The following is an 18,751-nucleotide window of genomic DNA, read 5'->3' as shown; positions in this document are numbered from 1 at the left end:
TTGTTATGACTGAATTGATGAAGGGCAAGACTGCCGCCATCACCGGCGCCGCTTCCGGCATCGGCCTCGAATGCGCCCGCACCCTGATTGCCGAAGGAGCAACCGTCGTGCTGATCGACCGAGCCAAGGAAAAGCTCGAAACGCTCTGCGCCGAGCTTGGCGAGCGCGCCAAGCCGCTGGTGGTCGACCTGCTCGACGGTCCCGATGTCTCGAGCATACTGCCGCGCATTCTTGATCTCGCCGGCCGCCTCGACATCTTCCACGCCAATGCCGGCGCCTATATCGGTGGCCCGGTGGCCGAGGGCGATCCGGATGCCTGGGACCGGATGCTGAACCTCAACATCAATGCCGCCTTCCGCTCGGTGCATGCGGTTCTGCCCCATATGATCGCGCAGAAGTCGGGCGATATTCTCTTCACCAGCTCGATTGCCGGCGTCGTTCCCGTCATCTGGGAGCCGATCTACACCGCATCAAAATTCGCCGTGCAGGCCTTCGTGCATTCCACGCGCCGCCAGGTTGCCAAGCATGGGGTTCGTGTCGGTGCGGTATTGCCGGGTCCCGTCGTGACCGCGCTGCTCGATGATTGGCCAAAGGCCAAGATGGAAGAAGCGCTTGCCAATGGCAGCCTGATGCAGCCGAAGGAAGTGGCCGATGCCGTGCTTTTCATGCTGTCGAGGCCGCGTAATGTGACGATCCGCGATCTGGTGATCCTGCCCAACAGCGTCGATCTCTAGAGTCTGTCAGGTTCAGATTGAACCAGACAGACTCTAGTTTTCTTTGTTTTCGTTTGTCTTTTCGGGAAAACCGGTTTCCACTTTTCCCTGACAAACTCTAGTACAGATCTATCGCCCGACCTCAAAACAATAGCTGGCAGCAGAGCATAAACCGATGACCCAAACCCCGACTCCGTCCTCCACGCAAAAGCCACGTTACGTCATTGGCGTCGATGTCGGCACCGGCAGCGCCAGGGCGGGTCTTTTCGACCTTGAAGGCCGGATGCTGTCGGTTGCCAAGCGCGACATTTCGCTGTTTCGCGAGGCAGGCTCTGTCGTCGAGCAGTCGAGCACCGAAATCTGGGATGCCGTCTGCGCCATCGTCCGCGAGACCGTTGCATCGGCAGGCGTTGACCCCGCCGACGTGGTCGGGCTCGGTTTCGATGCGACATGCTCGCTTGTGGTGCTGGGGAAGGGCGGGACGCCGCTGGCCGTCGGTCCGTCAGAGGTTGCCGAGCGCGATATCATCGTCTGGATGGATCACCGCGCCGTCGCGCAGGCCGAGCGCATCAACGCCATGGGCCATGAGGTGCTGCGCTATGTCGGCGGGCGGATTTCGCCAGAGATGGAAACGCCAAAAATCCTGTGGTTGAAGGAAAACCGCCCGCAGACCTTTGCCGCCGCCTGGCAGTTCTTCGATCTTGCCGATTTCCTCACCTGGAAATCGACCGGCGACCTCTCGCGCTCGACTTGCACCGTGACCTGCAAATGGACCTACCTTGCCCATGAGGCCCGCTGGGACGCCGATTATTTCCACAAGATCGGGCTGAAGGACCTGGCTGACGAGGGCTTTGCCCGCATCGGCACTGAGATCGTCGAACCGGGCACGCGGCTCGGCCAGGGCCTGACGGAAGCAGCGGCCGCCGCCATGGGGCTGAAGCCTGGCACGGCGGTTGCCGCTGGCATGATCGACGCCCATGCGGGCGGCATCGGCACGGTCGGCATTGGCGGCAAGCCGGCCGAAAACCTGGCCTATGTCTTCGGCACTTCTTCCTGCACCATGACCTCGACCGCAGAGCCGGTCTTCGTGCCCGGCGTCTGGGGGCCTTACTATTCCGCCATGGTACCTGGCATGTGGCTGAACGAGGGCGGCCAGAGCGCGGCAGGTGCGGCAATCGATCAATTGCTGTCCTTCCACCCCGCAGCACCTGAGGCGACGGCAATCGCCCGCCGTGAAGGCAAATCGCTTCCCGCCTTCATGGCTGAAGCTGCCGCAACAAAAGCCTCGCATGCCTCAAAGGCCGTGGACCTTGCCGAGGGACTGCATGTGGTGCCCGAATTTCTCGGCAACCGCGCTCCTTTCGCCGACCCGCACGCCCGCGCGGTGATTGCCGGGATCGGCATGGATGGGGATTTCGACAATCTCGTCGCGCTTTATATCGCCGGCCTGTGCGGCATCGGTTACGGCTTGCGCCAGATCATCGAAACCCAGGCTAAGGCCGGAGCCTCCGTCGAGCGGGTGGTGATCAGCGGCGGCGCCGGCGCCAATCCGCTGGTCCGCCAGATCCTGGCCGATGCCTGCGGCAAGCCCGTTGTCGCCACCGCTGCCGAAGAACCGGTCCTGCTCGGCTCCGCCATCCTCGCCAGCGTTGCTGCCGACGCCTTTCCCGATGTCAGCCAGGCCATGGCCGCGCTCTCGTCCATTGCCTCGCAATACACGCCGGCAGGCGAAGAGATCGCAGCGATTCACGAACGCCGCTATCAGGCCTTTCTCAGCCTTCAGGATGTGTCGAGGGCGATCAGGTCGAGGTGAGATGTGCCTTTATCCCTGAAGGCGCAGGCGCGGAGCAATCAGCTTCGGTCCTTCGCAAACGCCCTGGCCATGTCCAAGAAAGCTTTCATGGCGGCGGAGAGATTGCGGCGTCCGGGATAGTAGAGACAGAGCGTTCCAAAAGACGGCGTCCAGTCTTCCAGCAGGCGGACAAGGTGCCCGGCGGCGATATCCTCCTCAACGCCTTCTTCCATGAAACAGCCGATGCCGACGCCTTCCAGGACTGCGGTGCGGGCAACGCTCGTCTCGTCCAGCGTGATCCGGCCAGGCACGTCCAGTTGCACCGTCTCGCCGTCCTTTTCAAAGCGCCAGCGTAGTCTTGATCCATCTGGCAGACGGACGCGGATGCAGTGATGGTTCAGAAGGTCTGACGGCACCTTTGGCGAACCGTGTCGTTCCATGTAATCGGTAGAGGCAACAATGGCATAGCGCTGGCCGCGCCCGAGCGGCACGGCAATCATGTCGCTCGGCACGAGCGTCCCCACCCGGGCTCCGAGATCGAAACCTTCAGCGACGATATCCACCAGCCGCGCCTCGGTAACAAGATCGACATGGACCTTGGGATAGCGGCGCACGAATGTGGTGATGAGCGGCGACATGATCTGGCGGGCCGCAAAAGGCGCTGCGTTGATGCGGATCATGCCTGTTGGTTCGTCCCGCTGGGATCGCACGACGTCGAGGGCGCCATGCATGTCTTGCAGCGCCGGCCCGACCTGCTCCACGAACAACCGCCCGGCATCGGTCAGCGACACGCTTCGCGTTGTCCGGTTGAAAAGGCGCACACCCAGATGCGCCTCAAGCCGGCGGATCATATGGCTGAGCGCCGTGGTCGACATGGTCATATCCACCGCCGCCGCCCGGAAGGTTCCGCGGCGCGCAATGGCGAGTACGGCATTCAATTCCTGTAGGCTTGCCGTTTCCATCGTCTCGCCGCTATTATCCCGTTTTTGTCATCATTTCATCCCGCATTATCCTCCTTATTAATAGATATCGGGCGCGCTAAGTCTACTGCAACGACGCAGAAGATGGAGGCAACCGTGACAATACCCGCCGTTATCGAGGCTTATTTCGCCGCAGACGATCAGGCCCAATCCGACAGCCTGAAGACGCTGTTTACTTCAAATGCCGTGGTTTCGGACGAGCAAAACAGCCATAAGGGGATCGACGCGATCACCGCCTGGTGGGCGGCGGCGAAAGCCCAGTACGAGCATAAAAGCGAGCCTCTGGAGGCGACACACGCCGATGGGCGCCATATCGTCCGCGCCCGCGTGACTGGTCGATTTCCCGGCAGCCCGATCACGCTCACCTATCGTTTCCGCCTCGATGCGGGGAAAATCGCGACGCTGGAGATCGGCTGATGGAAAACTTCATCGACTTCAAAGGCAAACGCGTACTTGTGACTGCGGGAACAAAGGGTGCCGGCGCAGCAACCCTTGATCTGTTGCGACACATGGGGGCGACCGTGTTGACGACCGCGCGTTCACGACCGGCAAAGATCCCACAAGAGCTGTTCGTCGCAGCCGATCTGACCAGTGACGCAGGCTGCCACGCTGTGGCAACCGCCGTGCGAGAGCGTCTCGGCGGGGTCGACATCATCGTCCACATGCTGGGCGGTTCGTCCGCGCCAGCAGGCGGTTTCCAGGTGCTGACAGATGACGAATGGCGAAGGGAACTTGATCTCAACCTGTTTCCGGCCGTCCGCCTGGACCGATTGCTCATACCCGACATGATCGCCCAGGGTCACGGCGTCGTCATCCATGTCTCATCGATCCAGCGGCTGCTGCCGCTGCCCGAGGCAACCACCGCCTACGCGGCCGCAAAGGCCGCGCTATCGACCTACAGCAAGAGCCTGTCCAAGGAAGTGTCGCCCAAGGGCGTACGTGTGCTGCGCGTCTCGCCCGGCTGGATCCTGACGGAATCGTCGATGCATCTTGCCCAGCGGCTGGCAAAGGAAGCGGGTACGGATCTCGAGGGCGGCAAAAAGCTGATCATGGACTCCCTCGGCGGCATCCCGATCGGCCGTCCGTCCACGCCGGAGGAAATTGCCAATCTCATTGCCTTCCTCGCATCCGATAGAGCGGGAACGATCACCGGCGTGGAATATGTCATTGATGGCGGCACGGTGCCGACCGTGTGACGGCTGCGGGCTTGCGCCGCCGCTCCCCCCGCCGAGAATTTCTCAACAGCGGCCCCGCGTGCAGTGGGGCCGTTCTAATTCCCACAGTGAGTTAGCGCTCGCCTAGCCGGTATGGCTGTCGATCCATGCGCGCGTCTGTTCAAGGACCTCGTCTGACAATTGAGGATCATCGACCGCTCTGGCGAGAATGACGGCTCCGATCATTGCTGCCCAGCTTCCGATCGCTGCACGGCGCTTGTCGGCTATGCCTTTGTCTGGGAGCGCCTGTTCGATTCGGGCGATCTGTGCTCGCAGGCCTTCGCTCATGGCCGCGAGCGCTGCCGGCGTCTGGTGGCGGATGACGGCGGCCAGGCCTGCCGTTGGACAGCCATTGCCTGGATTATCGCGATGACGAGGCGCCAGGTAGGATCGAACGAAACTGCTGAAGTCACCGTCTCCGAAACTGTCAGCCGCCAGCGCGTGCGCCAGCGCTTGCGCCACGAGATCGTCCTTTGACGTGAAGTGTCCGTAAAAGCCGCCATGGGTCATGCCGGCTGCCTTCATGACCTCAGCGACGCTGACCGCATCGATTCCCTTGTCCTTAAACAACCGGCTGGCGACCTCCAGGATCCGGCGACGGTTTTCCGCCATCTGTTCTCGGCTGACCTTCATTTCAAAATTCTCCGCGACGGCTGTTGACATTTACATGATGGCTATCATATTTAAATCCAATCATGATGATGATCATGAATATAGGGTCAATTATAGAAAAGAGCAATCCAATGAGCCAAATTCCTGCAGTCCTGATCACTGGCGCCTCCACGGGCATTGGCGCGACCTATGCGGAGCGGTTCGCCCGTCGCGGGCATGACCTTGTGCTGGTCGCCCGAGACGTGGTGCGCATGGAAGCGCTTGCGAGCCGCCTTCGCCTGGAAACCAACGTAAAGATCGACATTCTCCCAGCCGATCTCACCCAGCCGACGGATCTTGCCAAGGTCGAGACCAGGCTGCGCGACGACGCGCATATCGGCATTCTCATCAACAATGCTGGAACGGCTTTTGGTGGAAGTTTCATCGACCAGAGCGTCGATGACATGACCAGACTTGTTGCGCTCAACGCGACAGCGCTCGTCCGGCTTTCCGGCGCCATTGCTCCGCGTCTTGTCAAGGCTGGCGAAGGCGCGATCGTCAATGTCGGCTCTGTTGTTGGTCTGGCGCCGGAATTCGGCATGACCGTCTACGGTGCGACCAAGGCTTTCGTTCTGTTCCTGTCGCAGGGGCTTGCCCATGAGCTTGGACCGAAGGGCGTCTATATCCAGGCGGTGCTTCCTGCCACGACACGGACCGAAATCTGGGATCATGTCGGTGTCGACGTCAATACCATGAGCAATGTCATGGAAGTGACCGATCTAGTCGATGCGGCGCTGGTCGGGTTTGACCGTCGCGAACTGGTGACAATCCCGCCGCTTCACGATGTCGGCCAGTGGGACGCCGTCGATGGCGCGCGCAAAGCCATGCTTGGCAATCTCGTCAACGCGCTTCCCGCCGAGCGGTATCGTACGCTCGCCTGAGGGTCACCCACCCCTGAGCCGACCCCGCTCCAGAGAAAATTCCAAAGGTAAATCATGACCAGCAACACACTTTTCGAACCCTATGCCCTTGGCGCCATCACCCTTTCAAACCGGATCGTGATGGCACCGCTCACCCGTAATCGCGCCGGTGAAGGCTTCGTGCCGGGCGATCTGAATGCAGAATATTACGGTCAGCGCGCTTCGGCAGGGCTGATCATTACCGAGGCCTCGCAGATCTCGCAGCAGGGTCAGGGTTATCAGGACACGCCCGGCATCTATACGCAGGCGCAGATCGATGGCTGGCGCAAGATCACTGCCGCCGTCCACGAGAAAGGCGGACGCATCGTCCTGCAACTCTGGCATGTCGGCCGCATCAGCCATGTCGACCTGCAGCCCAATGGCGGCCAGCCGGTCGCGCCCTCGGCCATTCGTGCGGGGACCAAGACCTTCGTCAACAATGGTTTCGTCGATGTTTCCGAACCCCGCGCGCTGGAGATCGATGAACTCGCAGGCATCGTCAACGATTTTAGACAGGCGGCCGCCAATGCCATCGAGGCTGGTTTCGATGGGGTCGAGGTTCACGGGGCCAACGGCTACCTGCTCGAGCAGTTCGCCAAGGACGGCGCCAATGTCCGAACGGATGCCTATGGCGGCTCCGTCGAAAACCGCGCACGGCTTATGCTGGAAGTTACCGCTGCGGTAGCGAAGGAGATCGGCGCCGAACGGACCGGCATCCGGATTTCGCCGGTCTCGCCTGCCAACGGCATTTCCTGCAGCGATCCTCAGGCTCAGTACGACTATATTGTCGATCACCTCAATGCTCTCGGCATTGCCTATATTCATGTCGTTGAAGGCGCGACCGGCGGTCCTCGTGACGTAGCGCCCTTCGATTATGGGTCTCTGCGCCGCCGTTTCTCCAAGACCTACATCGCCAACAATGGTTACAGCCTCGACCTCGCGACCTCGCATCTGGCCGACGGCAAGGCGGATCTCATCGCCTTCGGACGCCCGTTCATCGCCAATCCGGATCTTGTGGAACGGCTACAAACCGGCGCGCCCTTGGCTGAGATCAATCCGGCCACACTCTATGGCGGCGGCGCTGCGGGTTATACGGATTATCCCCGCTTCAACGACACGGCGGCCAATTGAGCCATCAGGAGCCGTCCTTCGGCGCGGCTCCTGTATGCCGATCATCATTGATCTCTGAGAATTCTTAAGGGTGCGCGGCGTGATGTCGCGCGCCAGACGGAGAAGAAAATTATGGCGACCTTTGCACCAAAAGGACAGAAGACTGCATTCGTCACCGGCGCGTCCAGCGGCATCGGCAAGGCGGCTGCGTTGGCGCTCAGCCGGATGGGTTACCGTGTGATCGGCACAAGTCGTAAAGCGGAACCCGACGAAGTCCGCGACGGCATCCTTATGATTGCTTGCGACGTCACCTCTGATGCCTCCGTTATCGCCGCTGTGGCGCAGGCCCATGCCGAACTCGGTCGCATCGACCTCCTGGTCAACAATGCAGGCTACGCCATCTCCGGTGCGGCGGAAGAGAGCTCGATCGAGCAGGTTGGTGCGCTGTTCGACACCAACTACCTTGGCGTTGTTCGCGTCACCAACGAGGTTCTGCCGATCATGCGCCAGCAGGGCAGTGGACGGATCCTGAACGTCGGTTCAGTCATGGGGCTCATTCCCGGTCCTTTCGGCGCGCACTACACGGCGAGCAAGCACGCCATCGAAGGCTATTCCGAATCCCTTGATCATGAAGTGCGGCCATTCGGTATCCGGGTTGCGGTGATCGAGCCATGGGCGACGAAGACGTCCATCGAAGCCAACTCACCGCGTGGCGATCGTCCTATTGAGGCCTACATCCAGTCTTTCGCCCGTTACCGGGCTGCGTTCAGTGCAGCCATGGCGGTCGGCGACACGGCAGACGATGTCGCGGCAACGATTGTGGCGGCCGCGCAGGCCAGGACACCGCGGCTACGCTACCCTTCCGGCAAAGCTGCCCGACAGACTTCTTTTGCCCGGCGATTTCTCCCGCGAGCGCTGTTTGATCGCATCTTGCGCAAACAGTTCAACATCGCCTGAGACCGCCTTTTCCTTCATCGACCCGCGCCGCGGATAGAGAGTAGACCCATCATGATCGATGCACCCATGACGATCACATCGACAAATCATTATCGCTATGCTCCCAACCGCTTCGTGACCGTGGACGCTATTCGCTTTGCCTATCGGGAGCTTGGTCCTCACGGCGGCGTGCCGCTGATCCTGCTCAATCATTGGGGTGCGGTGCTGGACAACTTCGATCCGCGCATTGTCGACGAACTCGCCGTTTCCCATCACATTATCGCGTTGGACTATAGGGGGATCGGCCTTTCCGATGGGGTAGCCCCGTTGACCATCGATGAAATGGCTCTCGATGTCATAGCTGTCATCAGCAAGCTGGGTTTTGCCACGGTCGACGTCTTGGGTTTTTCGCTTGGTGGCTTCGTAGCGCAGGATATTGCGCTGAAAGCGCCGGGTCTGGTGCGCAAGCTGATCCTGACCGGTACAGGTCCTGCCGGGGGAACAGGCATTGCAAGGGTCGGTGCTGTCTCCTGGCCTTTGATCCTCAAAGGTATGCTGACGCTGCGCGACCCGAAGACTTACCTGTTCTTCACCTCAACCAGGAACGGACGCCGGGCGGCGAGAGACTTTCTGGCACGCCTGAAAGAGCGTCAGTTCGATCGCGATAAAGATCCGACACCCCGTGCCTTCCTGCGCCAGCTTGCCGCGATCAAGGCATGGGGTCGTCAGGCGCCGCAGGATCTGGGGCGCATCCGCATTCCCGTTCTAGTCGCCAATGGGGACAACGATATCATGGTGCCCACATCCAATAGTCGCGATTTGGCCCAGCGCATCCCAGATGCCGAACTCGTGCTCTACGCTGATGCCGGCCACGGCGGTATCTTCCAATACCATACCGAATTCGTGCCGAAAGCCCTGGCGTTCCTAGGTGCATGACCCGATAATAGTTTTACACTGGAGAGAGCTCTTGAAAGCCTTCATCGTCGAAAAATACAAGAAGAAGGGCGCGTTGCGCCTGGCCAATCTGCCCGATCCCGAGATTGGTGCCAATGATGTGTTGGTTCGCATTCACGCGACCGCAGTCAATCTTTTGGATTCCAAAGTTCGCGACGGTGAGTTCAAGCTGTTCCTGCCCTACCGGCCGCCTTTCATTCTCGGCCATGATCTGGCCGGAACGGTCGTCCGCGTCGGCGCAAATGTGCGGCAGTTCAAGGCAGGCGATGAGGTTTATGGCCGGCCGCGCGATCTGCGGGCGGGCACCTTTGCTGAATTGATTTCAGTCGATGCCGCAGACCTCGCGCTGAAGCCGAATGGCCTTTCCATGGAGCAGGCTGCGTCCATCCCGCTCGTAGGACTAACAGCCTGGCAGGCGCTCGTTGAGGTGGGAAAGGTCAAGCCCGGCCAGAAGGTATTCATTCAGGCCGGTTCCGGTGGCCTCGGCACTTTTGCCATCCAGCTTGCCAAGCATCTCGGCGCCACCGTGGCCACCACCACCAGCGCTGTAAATGTCGACCTGGTCAAAAGTCTCGGCGCGGATGTGGTGATCGACTACAGGACGCAGGATTTCGAGCAGATGTTGTCCGGTTACGACCTGGTGCTGAACAGCCAGGATGCCAAGACATTGGCAAAGTCGCTGAACGTGCTGAAGCCGGGCGGAAAGCTAATCTCGGTCTCCGGTCCGCCGGACGTTCCCTTTGCCAAATCGCTTCGGCTGAACCTCTTCTTGCGCTTCGTGATACGGATGCTGAGCCGGGGAATTCTGAAGAAGGCAAAGAGCCGCAGCGTCGACTACTCTTTCTTGTTCATGCGCGCGGAAGGGCATCAATTGGCTGAGATCGCCACGCTGATCGACTCCGGCGTTATCCGCCCAGTCGTGGACAAGGTATTTCCCTTTAGCCAAACGGCTGAGGCTTTGGCCTATGTCGAGACCGGACGCGCCAAGGGGAAGGTTGTGGTCAGCGTCTCTTAAATGATGCTTGGCTTGCTGGGGGCCGCGCAGAGGTCGCGTCCTTCTAAAAGCTGCCGGATCATGCAGCTTGCCTGATGATTGTTGATGGGGGGAGCGGTCATCGGCCGCTCCCCTTCTTGAATCAGACCTGAGCTTGACCGCCATCGGCAAACAGCTCGGCACCGTTCACGAAGCTTGCATCGTCAGATGCAAGGAAGAGGCTGGCCTTGGCAATTTCCTCCGGATTTCCGACACGGCCGAGCGGAATGCGGGATGCCAGAAAATCGAGCAGCCCTTGTTGCTGAGCCTTATCGTCGCCGGCAAGTTCAACGAGGCCGGGTGTGTGCGTGGCGCCGGGCGAGACGACATTCACCCGGATGCCTGTCCCCTTCAGATCCAGGGCCCAGGAGCGAGCGAGATTGCGCACGGCCGCCTTGGATGCGGAGTAGACCGAGAAGGCAGCAGTTCCTTCTGTGCCGGCGGTCGAGCCAGTGAGAACGACGGATGAGCCTTTGCCCAGCAATGGCAGGGCCTTCTGAACAGTAAAGATAACGGCTTTCACGTTGCGGCCGAATGTGTCGTCGATCTGTTCCTCTGTGATTTCGCCAAGCGGGAGCATGCTGCCGCCACCGGCATTGACAACGAGAACGTCCAGACGGTTCTGTTCGGCCTTTACCTGTGCGAAGAGCCGGTCAAGGTCCGCATTGCTGCCTGAATCAGCCTGGACACCCACGGCGTCGTGGCCAATTTCAGCAATCGCTTTGTCGAGTGCATCCTGACGGCGCCCCGTAATGTAGACACGTGCACCTTCGGCTGCAAAGAGCTTGGCCGTTGCAAGGCCGATGCCGCTGGTGGCGCCTGTCACGACGGCAATCTTGTTTTGAAGTCTGTTGGTCATCTTGATCTCCTGTCGTCAGCCGTGCGCAATGGTTCAGCCCGAACGCGACCGGCCTGTTGAAGCTTTGGATTTGTCGGGAGGAGGCATTGGCTTGCAGCCTGTCGTCGCCGTCCGATAGGTGAAAGGTAGGCGCTCAGGCATGTTTGGAGAAGTTGCCGACTCTAGAATGACTATCCACCCGGATGGATAATTCCGTCGTCATATTCTCGGCGGTAGTCGGCTTGCTTGAATATGTCTGCCGCCCAATCTGCAAACACGCGCAGCCTTGCGTTTGGAAACCGGTCTGCGGGATAAACAAGGTGCAGTGGCCGCAGTGCAGGCTTCCATTCAGGCAAAAGTTCGATCAGCGATCCGGTTTTAAAGTGGGGTCGGGCGAGGAAGCCGAAGCTTTGGCCGATGCCAAGGCCAGCCAGCATACAGTTCAAGTGGGCCGTACTCTCGTTGACGGACATCCCGGGCATTGCAGGCGCGTACTCGTATCGCTCCTCGCCCCGCTGAAGAAGCAGAGGAAAAGGCTTTCCCGATGAAGCCGAGAAATAGCTTGCAATCCGGTGCTCTCGAAGATCGTCCGGATGCTCGGGGCGACGCTTGCCTGCGAGATAGGAAGGTGCCGCGCAGACGACAAAATCCAGTTCGCAAAGTTTGCGGGCCTTCATGGAGGAATCGGCGAGCAGGCCACCGCGGATCACGCAATCTATGCCCTCTCCGACAAGATCTGCGGAGCGGTCGTTCACACCAAGCAGAAGGTCGATATCCGGGTACAGGCTCTGAAATTCCGGGAGACGCGGGATGAGGATCTGGTTGGCCATGACGGACCCGATGTCGACGCGCAGCCGGCCCCTAGGCGCGCTGCGCGCGCCAGCCACCGTGCCATCCATCTCGTCGAGATCGGCAAGCAGGCGAAGCGCTCGCTCATGGTAGGCGAGCCCCTCTACGGTTATCGTCACAGATCGCGTGGTGCGTTCGACCAACTTGGCGCCGAGATGTGCCTCCAGATCTTGCACCAGTTTGCTGACGGAAGAGCGGGGCAGGTTCATCTGATCCGCCGCTTTGGCAAAGGATCCGGCTTCGGCAACCCGGACAAAGGTTCGTATGGCGAGTATCTGATCCAATTGGCAGCCTGATCATGACTTGACGATTTACCCAATATAGCCTGGTCGTGGTGAGGAGCGATGCCTATTATGACGCGCGACCGTATCTTTCTGCCCAAGCAGTGCATGGCGCCGGTGACTTCGAGACAGAACGTTGCGCGGCGAGCGGCCGAGCATGCCATCTTCACGCCCTGGCTTCGGGCCTTGATCAACAGGCTGCAAGGGATTTGACTGGGTTCCATATACAACTAGAGCGGAACACTGGTGCCATTTCTGTTCTCGAGCTTGTATCGATGGCCGGGATAGATCAGGCGCGCCAGGGATACGACGTCGCGGCCCGACCATGTTCTGCGTCGGATCACCAGGCAAGGCTCCGTCTTCAGCATCATAAGAAGCCGGCACTCCCAAGCCTGCGGCATGGTCGCTTCCACCGTATGCTCGGATCCGCTTAACGGCGCGACGGCAGACAGGTAGGCGTTCGGCGTTTTGATGGAAAAGTCCTGCGCCAGATAATCCGGCGCTGCGCCCGGCCGCACATATCGGTCTTCGATCTGCACGGGCACTCCTTCTTCCCGGTGGACGATGAGGGAGTGGAAAACGTCTTCGCCGATATGAAGCCCGAGGGCATCTGCGACGTCAGGCGATGCAGCTTCCCTTGTCATTACGACAACGCTTGCTTCATGAGCATGACCACGGTCGGTAATTTCATCGGCGATATTGCGAACTTCAAACAGGGCAGAGACGCCTTTTCGTTCGGCGACGAAGGATCCCACGCCCTGGACGCGGATCAATTCGCCTTCATTTGCCAGTTCGCGCAATGCCCGATTGGCCGTCATTTTACTGACCCCAAGCTCTGCAACAAGCTCGTTTTCCGAGGGCACCCGATGCTTTGGCGGCCATTCACCACTGTGAATGCGATCCAGGATAATCTGTTTGACGCCAGCATAGAGCGGAGTTGCGTCAGTTGCCGCCAACTCTTTTTTCATCATGCTGGTTTGCTTCATTGCCTATCTCCTAAGCACGTCAATGATTTGCCGCAAAACTAAACTTCTTTCTTGCAAGGCACAAATTTTTTCTTATGGTGCCATATACAACTTGCCTCCGGGCAGATGTTTATAAAAGCCGACGCAGAGCGGCGCGAGACAAGCCACGAAAAAAGCTTCAGAGGAGTCCTCAGATGAAACTACATAAAATCATTTTGGCAGGCGTCGCCGCTTTTGCCGCAGTGACGGCGCCAGCCGTTGCGAAGGACTGGAAAACTGTCACCATTACCCTCGAAGGCGCCTATGCGCCCTGGAACATCACCAATGCCGACGGCAGCCTTGGCGGCTTCGAGCCGGAACTGGCCAAAGTTCTGTGCGAGCGGGCAAAGCTCGAGTGCAAGCTGGTCGCATCGGATTGGGATGGCATGATCCCGGCGTTGAACGCCGGCAAATTCGATGTGATCATGGATGCTCTGTCCATCACCGACGAGCGCAAGCAGGTCATCGATTTTACCGTGCCTTATGCAGCAACCCCGGCAGCCTTCGCCACGGCAAAGGATAGCCCGCTTGCAAAGGCCGCTGGAACGGGAACGACAATCACGATGACGCCCGGTCAGACCGGCGTCAAAGAAATCGAAGCGCTGAAGCAGGCCTTCAAAGGCAAGACGATCGGCATTCAGGCCGCGACCGTCTACGCCAAATTCGTCTATGACAACTTCAGCTCGATCGCCGACATTCGCGAATACAAGACCAGTGCGGATCGCGACCTCGATCTTCAGAACGGTCGCATCGATCTCGGCTTCGATGATGCCGTCTACTTGGCCAACGCATTCGGCACCAGCGATGCCCTTACCTTCACCGGTCCGGAAATAGCCGGATCAATTTGGGGTGAAGGCGAAGGCCTCGGCGTCCGCAAGGCGGATACGGATCTGCGCGATAAATTCAGCGCTGCCATTAAGTCCGCATTGGCAGACGGGACGGTCAAAACCCTTTCGATGAAATGGTTCAAGATGGACGTCAGCCCTCGCTAAGACCTCGAGCCGGACGATCTTCGCATAGGCTGAAGGTCGTCCGATTTGTTTGACGCAGGTGCTCGCGGGACATGATCATATGGCAACCTTGTCACTTCTAGGCTTTGGTCAGAACGGGTGGGGAGCGCTCCTTCTGACGGCAACGCTTCTCACGCTGCTGGTCACAGCGGCGGCGCTTTTCATTGGTGCGGTTTTGGGCACAGTCGTCGCAACAAGTAAGCTTTCGGGCAACTTGGTGCTTATCGCTCTCGGAAACGTCTATACGACCGTATTCAGAGGCGTGCCCGAACTGCTGATCATCTATCTGATCTATTTCGGCGGTTCATCCGCTGTGACGGCGGTCGGTCAGTGGCTGGGCTATGAGGGCTTTTTAGGACTGCCTTCGTTTGTCGCAGGCGCCCTTGCCGTTGGGATCATATCGGGTGCTTATCAGGCTGAGGTCTTTCGGGGTGCTTATCTGGCCATTCCCAGGGGTGAACTCGAGGCGGCCTCCGCCATCGGCATGCATTTCACGCTCAAACTGAGACGGATCATTATCCCTCAGGTTCTGCGCTTTGCGATCCCGGGCCTTGGCAATGTCTGGCAGTTGAGCTTGAAGGACTCCGCGCTGATATCGGTGACCGGGCTCGCTGAACTGATGCGAACCAGCCAGGTTGCGGCCGGTTCGACGCGTCAGTATTTCTTCTTCTTCATCGTCGGCGGCGTGCTTTATCTTGCCTTGACCAGCCTATCCGACCGCATCTTCAACACAGCCGAGCGTCGCGCAAACCGCAGCATGCCGCATTCGGCAATGGGGAATGCGTGATGGATATTGCCTTCCTTTCGTCGACCATGATCACCCTGCTCAAAGCGGTGCCAACGACGCTGATACTCTTTTCCCTGTCGGTCGCCGTGGGCGGTTTGCTCGCTCTCGTCATCGTCTGGATGCGCGTCAGCGGAAACCCTCTGCTGGCGGGATTTGCCAAGGCCTATATCTTTGTGTTTCGCGGCTCGCCCTTGCTTATTCAGATGTTTCTCATCTTTTACGGGCTCGGCCAGTTCGCGATCATCCGGTATTCCTTTCTTTGGCCATTCCTGCGCGAACCACTCGTCTGTGCCGTTCTGTCGCTGGCGCTGTGCACGGCAGGCTATTCCGCTGAAATCTTCAGAAGCGGCATTCGCGCCGTTCCGGCAAAGGAAATAGAAGCTGCCCGCGCCATCGGAATGTCCGGCTTTCTTCTCGTCCGGCGGATCATCGCGCCGATCGCCTTTCGCCATGCCTTGCCAGCCTATTCCACCGAGATCGTGTTGATGATGAAATCGACCGCGCTTGCAAGCCTCGTGACCGTCTGGGAGGTGACCGGTGTGGCACAGCGGCTGATCCATCAGACGTACCGGACGATGGAGGTCTTTCTTTGTGCGGCGCTGATCTACCTGGTGCTCAACTTCATCATCCTGCAGGCGATGTCTCTGCTGGAACGCTCTCTCTCAAAACATCGCCGGGCCATTGCGCCAGCCGTAAAAGCGTAAGGAGCTTTGCTCATGTCTGATGCAATCCGCCTATCCGTGCGAAACATCCGCAAGAGTTTTGGAACTCATGAGGTCTTGCGCGGCATATCGCTGGACGCGCGTGATGGCGATGTCATCTCCATCCTCGGCGCGTCAGGTTCCGGTAAATCGACGTTTCTGCGCTGTATCAACCTTTTGGAGACGGCAAGTGGCGGCGACATCGTGGTCGACGGCGAACAGATCCGCATGACGGTTCGAAAAGGCCGGCCTCACCCGGAGAGCCGAAAGCAGGTGGACCGGATTCGTGCCGAACTTGGGATGGTTTTCCAGAGCTTCAATCTCTGGTCTCATATGACGATCCTTGAAAACGTCATCGAGGGACCGGTGCATGTGCTGAAACGCCCGCGTGCTGAATGCATTGCGGAAGCCGAGGCACTGCTGGAGAAGGTTGGCATCGTCGACAAGCGTCATGCCTATCCCGCCCATCTGTCTGGCGGGCAACAACAACGCGCAGCAATTGCCAGAGCCCTGGCGATGAAACCGAAAGTCATGCTCTTTGACGAGCCGACGTCGGCGCTCGACCCGGAATTGGTGGGCGAGGTCCTCCGTGTGATGCGCGCCCTGGCGCAGGAGGGAATGACGATGCTTGTGGTGACACACGAGATGAGTTTTGCTCGCAACGTGTCCAACCGGGTCATCTTCATGCGCGAAGGTTTGATCGAAAGCAGCGGAACACCGGATGAAATGTTCGCGACGCACACGTCCCCGGCATTCCGGCAGTTCATCGGCCATTTCGGAAACGGGCAATGACAGTTGTTATCGATAATCCCCTGACATGGCGAGATGTGGCGCGTGTCGGCGCAGGTGAAGACCTTGAAGTCAGCGATGCTGCACTGACCCGGGTGAAGACGGCGCGAGATGTCGTCGACGCCATTATCGAGAAGGGAATTCGCGCCTATGGGATCAATACCGGCGTCGGCGCGCTCTCGGACACGATTGTAGATCGCCCTTCGCAAAGCAGGCTATCGCAAAACATCATCCTCAGCCATGCCTGCGGGGTCGGTCCTTTGCTGCCGGCGCGTGAGGTCCGGGCAATCATGACGGCGCAGGTCGCGAATTTCTGCCATGGCTATTCCGGAATTCGCCCCGAGGTGGTCAACTCTCTCGTAAGTTTGCTCGCCGCCGGATGTATCCCTGAGGTCCCCAAGAAAGGATCTGCAGGCTATCTCATCCATAACGCACACACGGCACTCGTCTTGATCGGCAGAGGCTATGCCACGATCAAAGGCGAACGCAAAAGCGGGGCAGAGGCGCTGGCAGCAATCGGTCTTCAACCGCTGACGCTCCAGGCCAAGGAAGGTCTGAGCCTCGTCAACGGCACCGCCTGTGCCACCGGGCTTGCGTCGGTCGCTCTTGCTCGCACTGAACGGTTGCTTGCGTGGATGGATGCCGTGGCGGCCCTCACACTTGAGGCAGCAGGCTGTCAAATGGCCGCGTTCAGTGAGGATGTGCTGTCGCTCCGGCGATCAGCCGGCATCGCCAAAGTGGGGGCGACGCTTCGAAGCCGCCTTGATGGCAGCGAGTTGATTGCACGCGCCGTTGGAAGGCGAACTCAGGATGCGCTGAGCCTGCGCTCGGTCCCCCATGCGCATGGAGCCGCATGGGATGTTTTCGTGCAAAGCGGTGAGGTCGTCGACCAGGAGCTTGCCTCGGTCACCGATAATCCCGTCGTGTCGGGTACGCCCGACCATCCCGTCGTTTCATCCGAGGCGCATGCCGTCGCCCCGGCGCTTGCGCAAGCTGCGGACAGTCTGGCGATTGCAATTGCGCAGATTGCCGCCATGAGCGAGCGACGCATGGATCGGCTGATCAACCCTTTGGTCAGCGGATTGCCGCCCTTTCTTGCCAGCGACGCCGGTAGCCATTCCGGCTTTATGATCGCCCAATATACCGCAGCCGCTCTCAGCAACGAAAACCGGCGATTGGCTGCCCCCGCGTCGACGGACGGCGGTATCACGTCAGCGCTGCAGGAGGATTTTCTGGCGCATCCAACGGCCGCGGCCCAGAAGTTGCTGACCGTCATCGACAATGCCGAATCTATCCTGGCCATAGAACTCATGGCCGCAGCACAGGCGCACGACTTTCTCCTCCAGGACGGCAAGATGGCGCCGAGCAATCGGGCACTATACGATATGGTCCGGGAGACTACGCCGCAGTATCAGGATGACAGGCCCTTGGGCGAGGACATCAAAATATTGACTGCGCTGATTGCCGAAAACCAGCCGATGGATTTGGCATAACAATCGCAGTCATCGATGTTCTGCGCATGTGCCGAACTACGCTTTTCTGAACCTAGTAGCTGGGAAAGCACGACAGAATCGACTGTCGTGCTCTCCCGGATGCAACGTCATTGCTTAGGCAAGACTTTAAGAAATTCTTCAGTCGAAAGAATGGCGTGGGCATAGAATGGTGCATTGGTTTTCGCCGCAGCCATTCCTTCCTCATTGAAGGCGGCCGTCGCGTCGGGAATGAGCGTGACGTGATAGCCGATTTCCATCGCGTACCGGCCCGTCGCCTCGATACAGCTGTTGGCAACCAGTCCAACAAGAACGACCTTTTGAATGCCATGCTGCTTCAGCAGGAAATCAAGATCAGTATTTGCAAAGCCGTTCTGCGACCAGTGTTCTTTGACGACCACGTCTCCAGGCTGCGGTCCAAACTCCGGATGAAATTCACCACCCCATGAACCCGCTTCGAAAGCTTTGTATCCACGCCCTTGCTCCATGAACATGTTTAGATGCTGCCACCCATCGTAATCATGACCGTGGGGGTCGGCGTGATGATGGGGGACAATGAACACTTTGACGCCTGACGCACGCACGGCAGGAATAATCTGACGCAGGTTGTCGAAGAGCCCCGATTGGTCGGCAGTCGGCTTGATCGCTTCATAAAGCTTGCCACCCTCCGACATGAAGTCGTTGTAAGGATCGACAATCAGAAGAGCTGTCCTGTCTGCT

20 protein-coding genes are annotated in these 18,751 nt (G+C 59.2%); 14 read left to right on the top strand and 6 right to left on the bottom strand.

Going from position 1 to position 18,751, the window contains the following annotated elements; all coding sequences use genetic code 11:
- Positions 1-5: 5 nt before the first annotated feature.
- The gene (locus BJF91_RS01280; RefSeq protein WP_075612686.1) at positions 6-734 is read left to right on the top strand and encodes an SDR family oxidoreductase; all 729 of its coding nucleotides are present in this window, start codon (positions 6-8) and stop codon (positions 732-734) included.
- 154 nt (positions 735-888) lie between these two features.
- On the top strand, positions 889-2,526 hold the full coding sequence (locus BJF91_RS01275; RefSeq protein ID WP_075612685.1) for an FGGY-family carbohydrate kinase: 1,638 nt from the start codon (positions 889-891) through the stop codon (positions 2,524-2,526).
- Positions 2,527-2,564: 38 nt separating this feature from the next.
- Here BJF91_RS01275 and BJF91_RS01270 read toward each other — a convergent pair whose 3' ends face one another.
- The gene (locus tag BJF91_RS01270; RefSeq protein WP_075612684.1) at positions 2,565-3,467 is read right to left on the bottom strand and encodes a LysR family transcriptional regulator; all 903 of its coding nucleotides are present in this window, start codon (positions 3,465-3,467) and stop codon (positions 2,565-2,567) included.
- Positions 3,468-3,581: 114 nt separating this feature from the next.
- Here BJF91_RS01270 and BJF91_RS01265 point away from each other — a divergent pair, with 114 nt between their 5' ends.
- Both BJF91_RS01265 and BJF91_RS01260 read left to right on the top strand, forming a co-directional pair.
- Positions 3,582-3,902 carry a nuclear transport factor 2 family protein gene (locus BJF91_RS01265; RefSeq protein WP_075612748.1) on the top strand — a complete coding sequence of 107 codons (321 nt, stop codon included), beginning with the start codon at positions 3,582-3,584 and terminating at the stop codon, positions 3,900-3,902.
- Positions 3,902-4,681, top strand: a complete 780-nt coding sequence (locus BJF91_RS01260) for an SDR family oxidoreductase (protein ID WP_075612683.1) — start codon at positions 3,902-3,904, stop codon at positions 4,679-4,681. The genes BJF91_RS01265 and BJF91_RS01260 overlap by 1 nt, the downstream gene beginning before the upstream one ends.
- Positions 4,682-4,783: 102 nt before the next feature.
- On the opposite strand, the gene BJF91_RS01255 is transcribed toward BJF91_RS01260, so the two are convergent.
- Positions 4,784-5,332, bottom strand: a complete 549-nt coding sequence (locus BJF91_RS01255; protein ID WP_075612682.1) for a TetR/AcrR family transcriptional regulator — start codon at positions 5,330-5,332, stop codon at positions 4,784-4,786.
- A gap of 110 nt (positions 5,333-5,442) precedes the next feature.
- Between BJF91_RS01255 and BJF91_RS01250 the strand changes: the two genes are divergently transcribed.
- The 5 genes from BJF91_RS01250 (at position 5,443) to BJF91_RS01230 (ending at position 10,264) form a co-directional block, all read left to right on the top strand.
- On the top strand, positions 5,443-6,231 hold the full coding sequence (locus BJF91_RS01250; protein ID WP_139310550.1) for an SDR family NAD(P)-dependent oxidoreductase: 789 nt from the start codon (positions 5,443-5,445) through the stop codon (positions 6,229-6,231).
- 54 nt (positions 6,232-6,285) lie between these two features.
- Positions 6,286-7,380, top strand: a complete 1,095-nt coding sequence (locus BJF91_RS01245; protein WP_075612680.1) for an alkene reductase — start codon at positions 6,286-6,288, stop codon at positions 7,378-7,380.
- A gap of 111 nt (positions 7,381-7,491) precedes the next feature.
- Complete coding sequence (locus tag BJF91_RS01240; RefSeq protein ID WP_075612679.1) at positions 7,492-8,316, top strand: oxidoreductase; 825 nt, start codon at positions 7,492-7,494, stop codon at positions 8,314-8,316.
- A 51-nt stretch (positions 8,317-8,367) separates the two neighbouring features.
- Positions 8,368-9,231, top strand: a complete 864-nt coding sequence (locus BJF91_RS01235) for an alpha/beta fold hydrolase (RefSeq protein WP_075612678.1) — start codon at positions 8,368-8,370, stop codon at positions 9,229-9,231.
- A 31-nt stretch (positions 9,232-9,262) separates the two neighbouring features.
- A complete protein-coding gene (locus tag BJF91_RS01230; RefSeq protein WP_075612677.1) occupies positions 9,263-10,264 on the top strand; it encodes an NADP-dependent oxidoreductase in 1,002 nt (333 codons plus the stop codon).
- Positions 10,265-10,385: 121 nt separating this feature from the next.
- Here the strand turns inward: BJF91_RS01230 and BJF91_RS01225 are convergent, their stop codons facing one another.
- The 3 genes from BJF91_RS01225 to hutC all read right to left on the bottom strand — a co-directional run bounded on the left by BJF91_RS01225 (position 10,386) and on the right by hutC (position 13,236).
- Complete coding sequence (locus tag BJF91_RS01225) at positions 10,386-11,141, bottom strand: SDR family NAD(P)-dependent oxidoreductase (protein ID WP_075612676.1); 756 nt, start codon at positions 11,139-11,141, stop codon at positions 10,386-10,388.
- Positions 11,142-11,311: 170 nt separating this feature from the next.
- A complete protein-coding gene (locus BJF91_RS01220; RefSeq protein ID WP_075612675.1) occupies positions 11,312-12,253 on the bottom strand; it encodes a LysR family transcriptional regulator in 942 nt (313 codons plus the stop codon).
- Between the two features lie 227 nt (positions 12,254-12,480).
- On the bottom strand, positions 12,481-13,236 hold the full coding sequence (gene hutC / locus BJF91_RS01215) for a histidine utilization repressor (RefSeq protein ID WP_075612674.1): 756 nt from the start codon (positions 13,234-13,236) through the stop codon (positions 12,481-12,483).
- Between the two features lie 173 nt (positions 13,237-13,409).
- Here hutC and BJF91_RS01210 point away from each other — a divergent pair, with 173 nt between their 5' ends.
- The 5 genes from BJF91_RS01210 to BJF91_RS01190 all read left to right on the top strand — a co-directional run bounded on the left by BJF91_RS01210 (position 13,410) and on the right by BJF91_RS01190 (position 18,034).
- Positions 13,410-14,246, top strand: a complete 837-nt coding sequence (locus tag BJF91_RS01210) for a transporter substrate-binding domain-containing protein (protein ID WP_075612673.1) — start codon at positions 13,410-13,412, stop codon at positions 14,244-14,246.
- Between the two features lie 79 nt (positions 14,247-14,325).
- Entirely contained in the window at positions 14,326-15,051 is a 726-nt protein-coding gene (locus tag BJF91_RS01205) for an ABC transporter permease (protein ID WP_075612672.1), read from the top strand.
- Complete coding sequence (locus BJF91_RS01200; protein WP_075612671.1) at positions 15,051-15,755, top strand: ABC transporter permease; 705 nt, start codon at positions 15,051-15,053, stop codon at positions 15,753-15,755. The genes BJF91_RS01205 and BJF91_RS01200 overlap by 1 nt, the downstream gene beginning before the upstream one ends.
- Positions 15,756-15,767: 12 nt before the next feature.
- Complete coding sequence (locus BJF91_RS01195) at positions 15,768-16,544, top strand: ABC transporter ATP-binding protein (RefSeq protein WP_075612670.1); 777 nt, start codon at positions 15,768-15,770, stop codon at positions 16,542-16,544.
- Complete coding sequence (locus BJF91_RS01190) at positions 16,541-18,034, top strand: HAL/PAL/TAL family ammonia-lyase (protein WP_075612669.1); 1,494 nt, start codon at positions 16,541-16,543, stop codon at positions 18,032-18,034. Before BJF91_RS01195 ends, BJF91_RS01190 begins: the two co-directional genes overlap by 4 nt.
- Positions 18,035-18,141: 107 nt before the next feature.
- Here BJF91_RS01190 and BJF91_RS01185 read toward each other — a convergent pair whose 3' ends face one another.
- On the bottom strand, positions 18,142-18,729 hold the full coding sequence (locus tag BJF91_RS01185) for an isochorismatase family cysteine hydrolase (protein WP_324615698.1): 588 nt from the start codon (positions 18,727-18,729) through the stop codon (positions 18,142-18,144).
- Positions 18,730-18,751: the final 22 nt, after the last annotated feature.

The organism is Gillisella taibaishanensis, assembly GCF_001938985.1.
Lineage (GTDB): Bacteria > Pseudomonadota > Alphaproteobacteria > Rhizobiales > Rhizobiaceae > Allorhizobium > Allorhizobium taibaishanense.
Note: the sequence above shows the minus strand (reverse complement) of the source record. Positions and strands in the feature narration are given on the sequence as shown.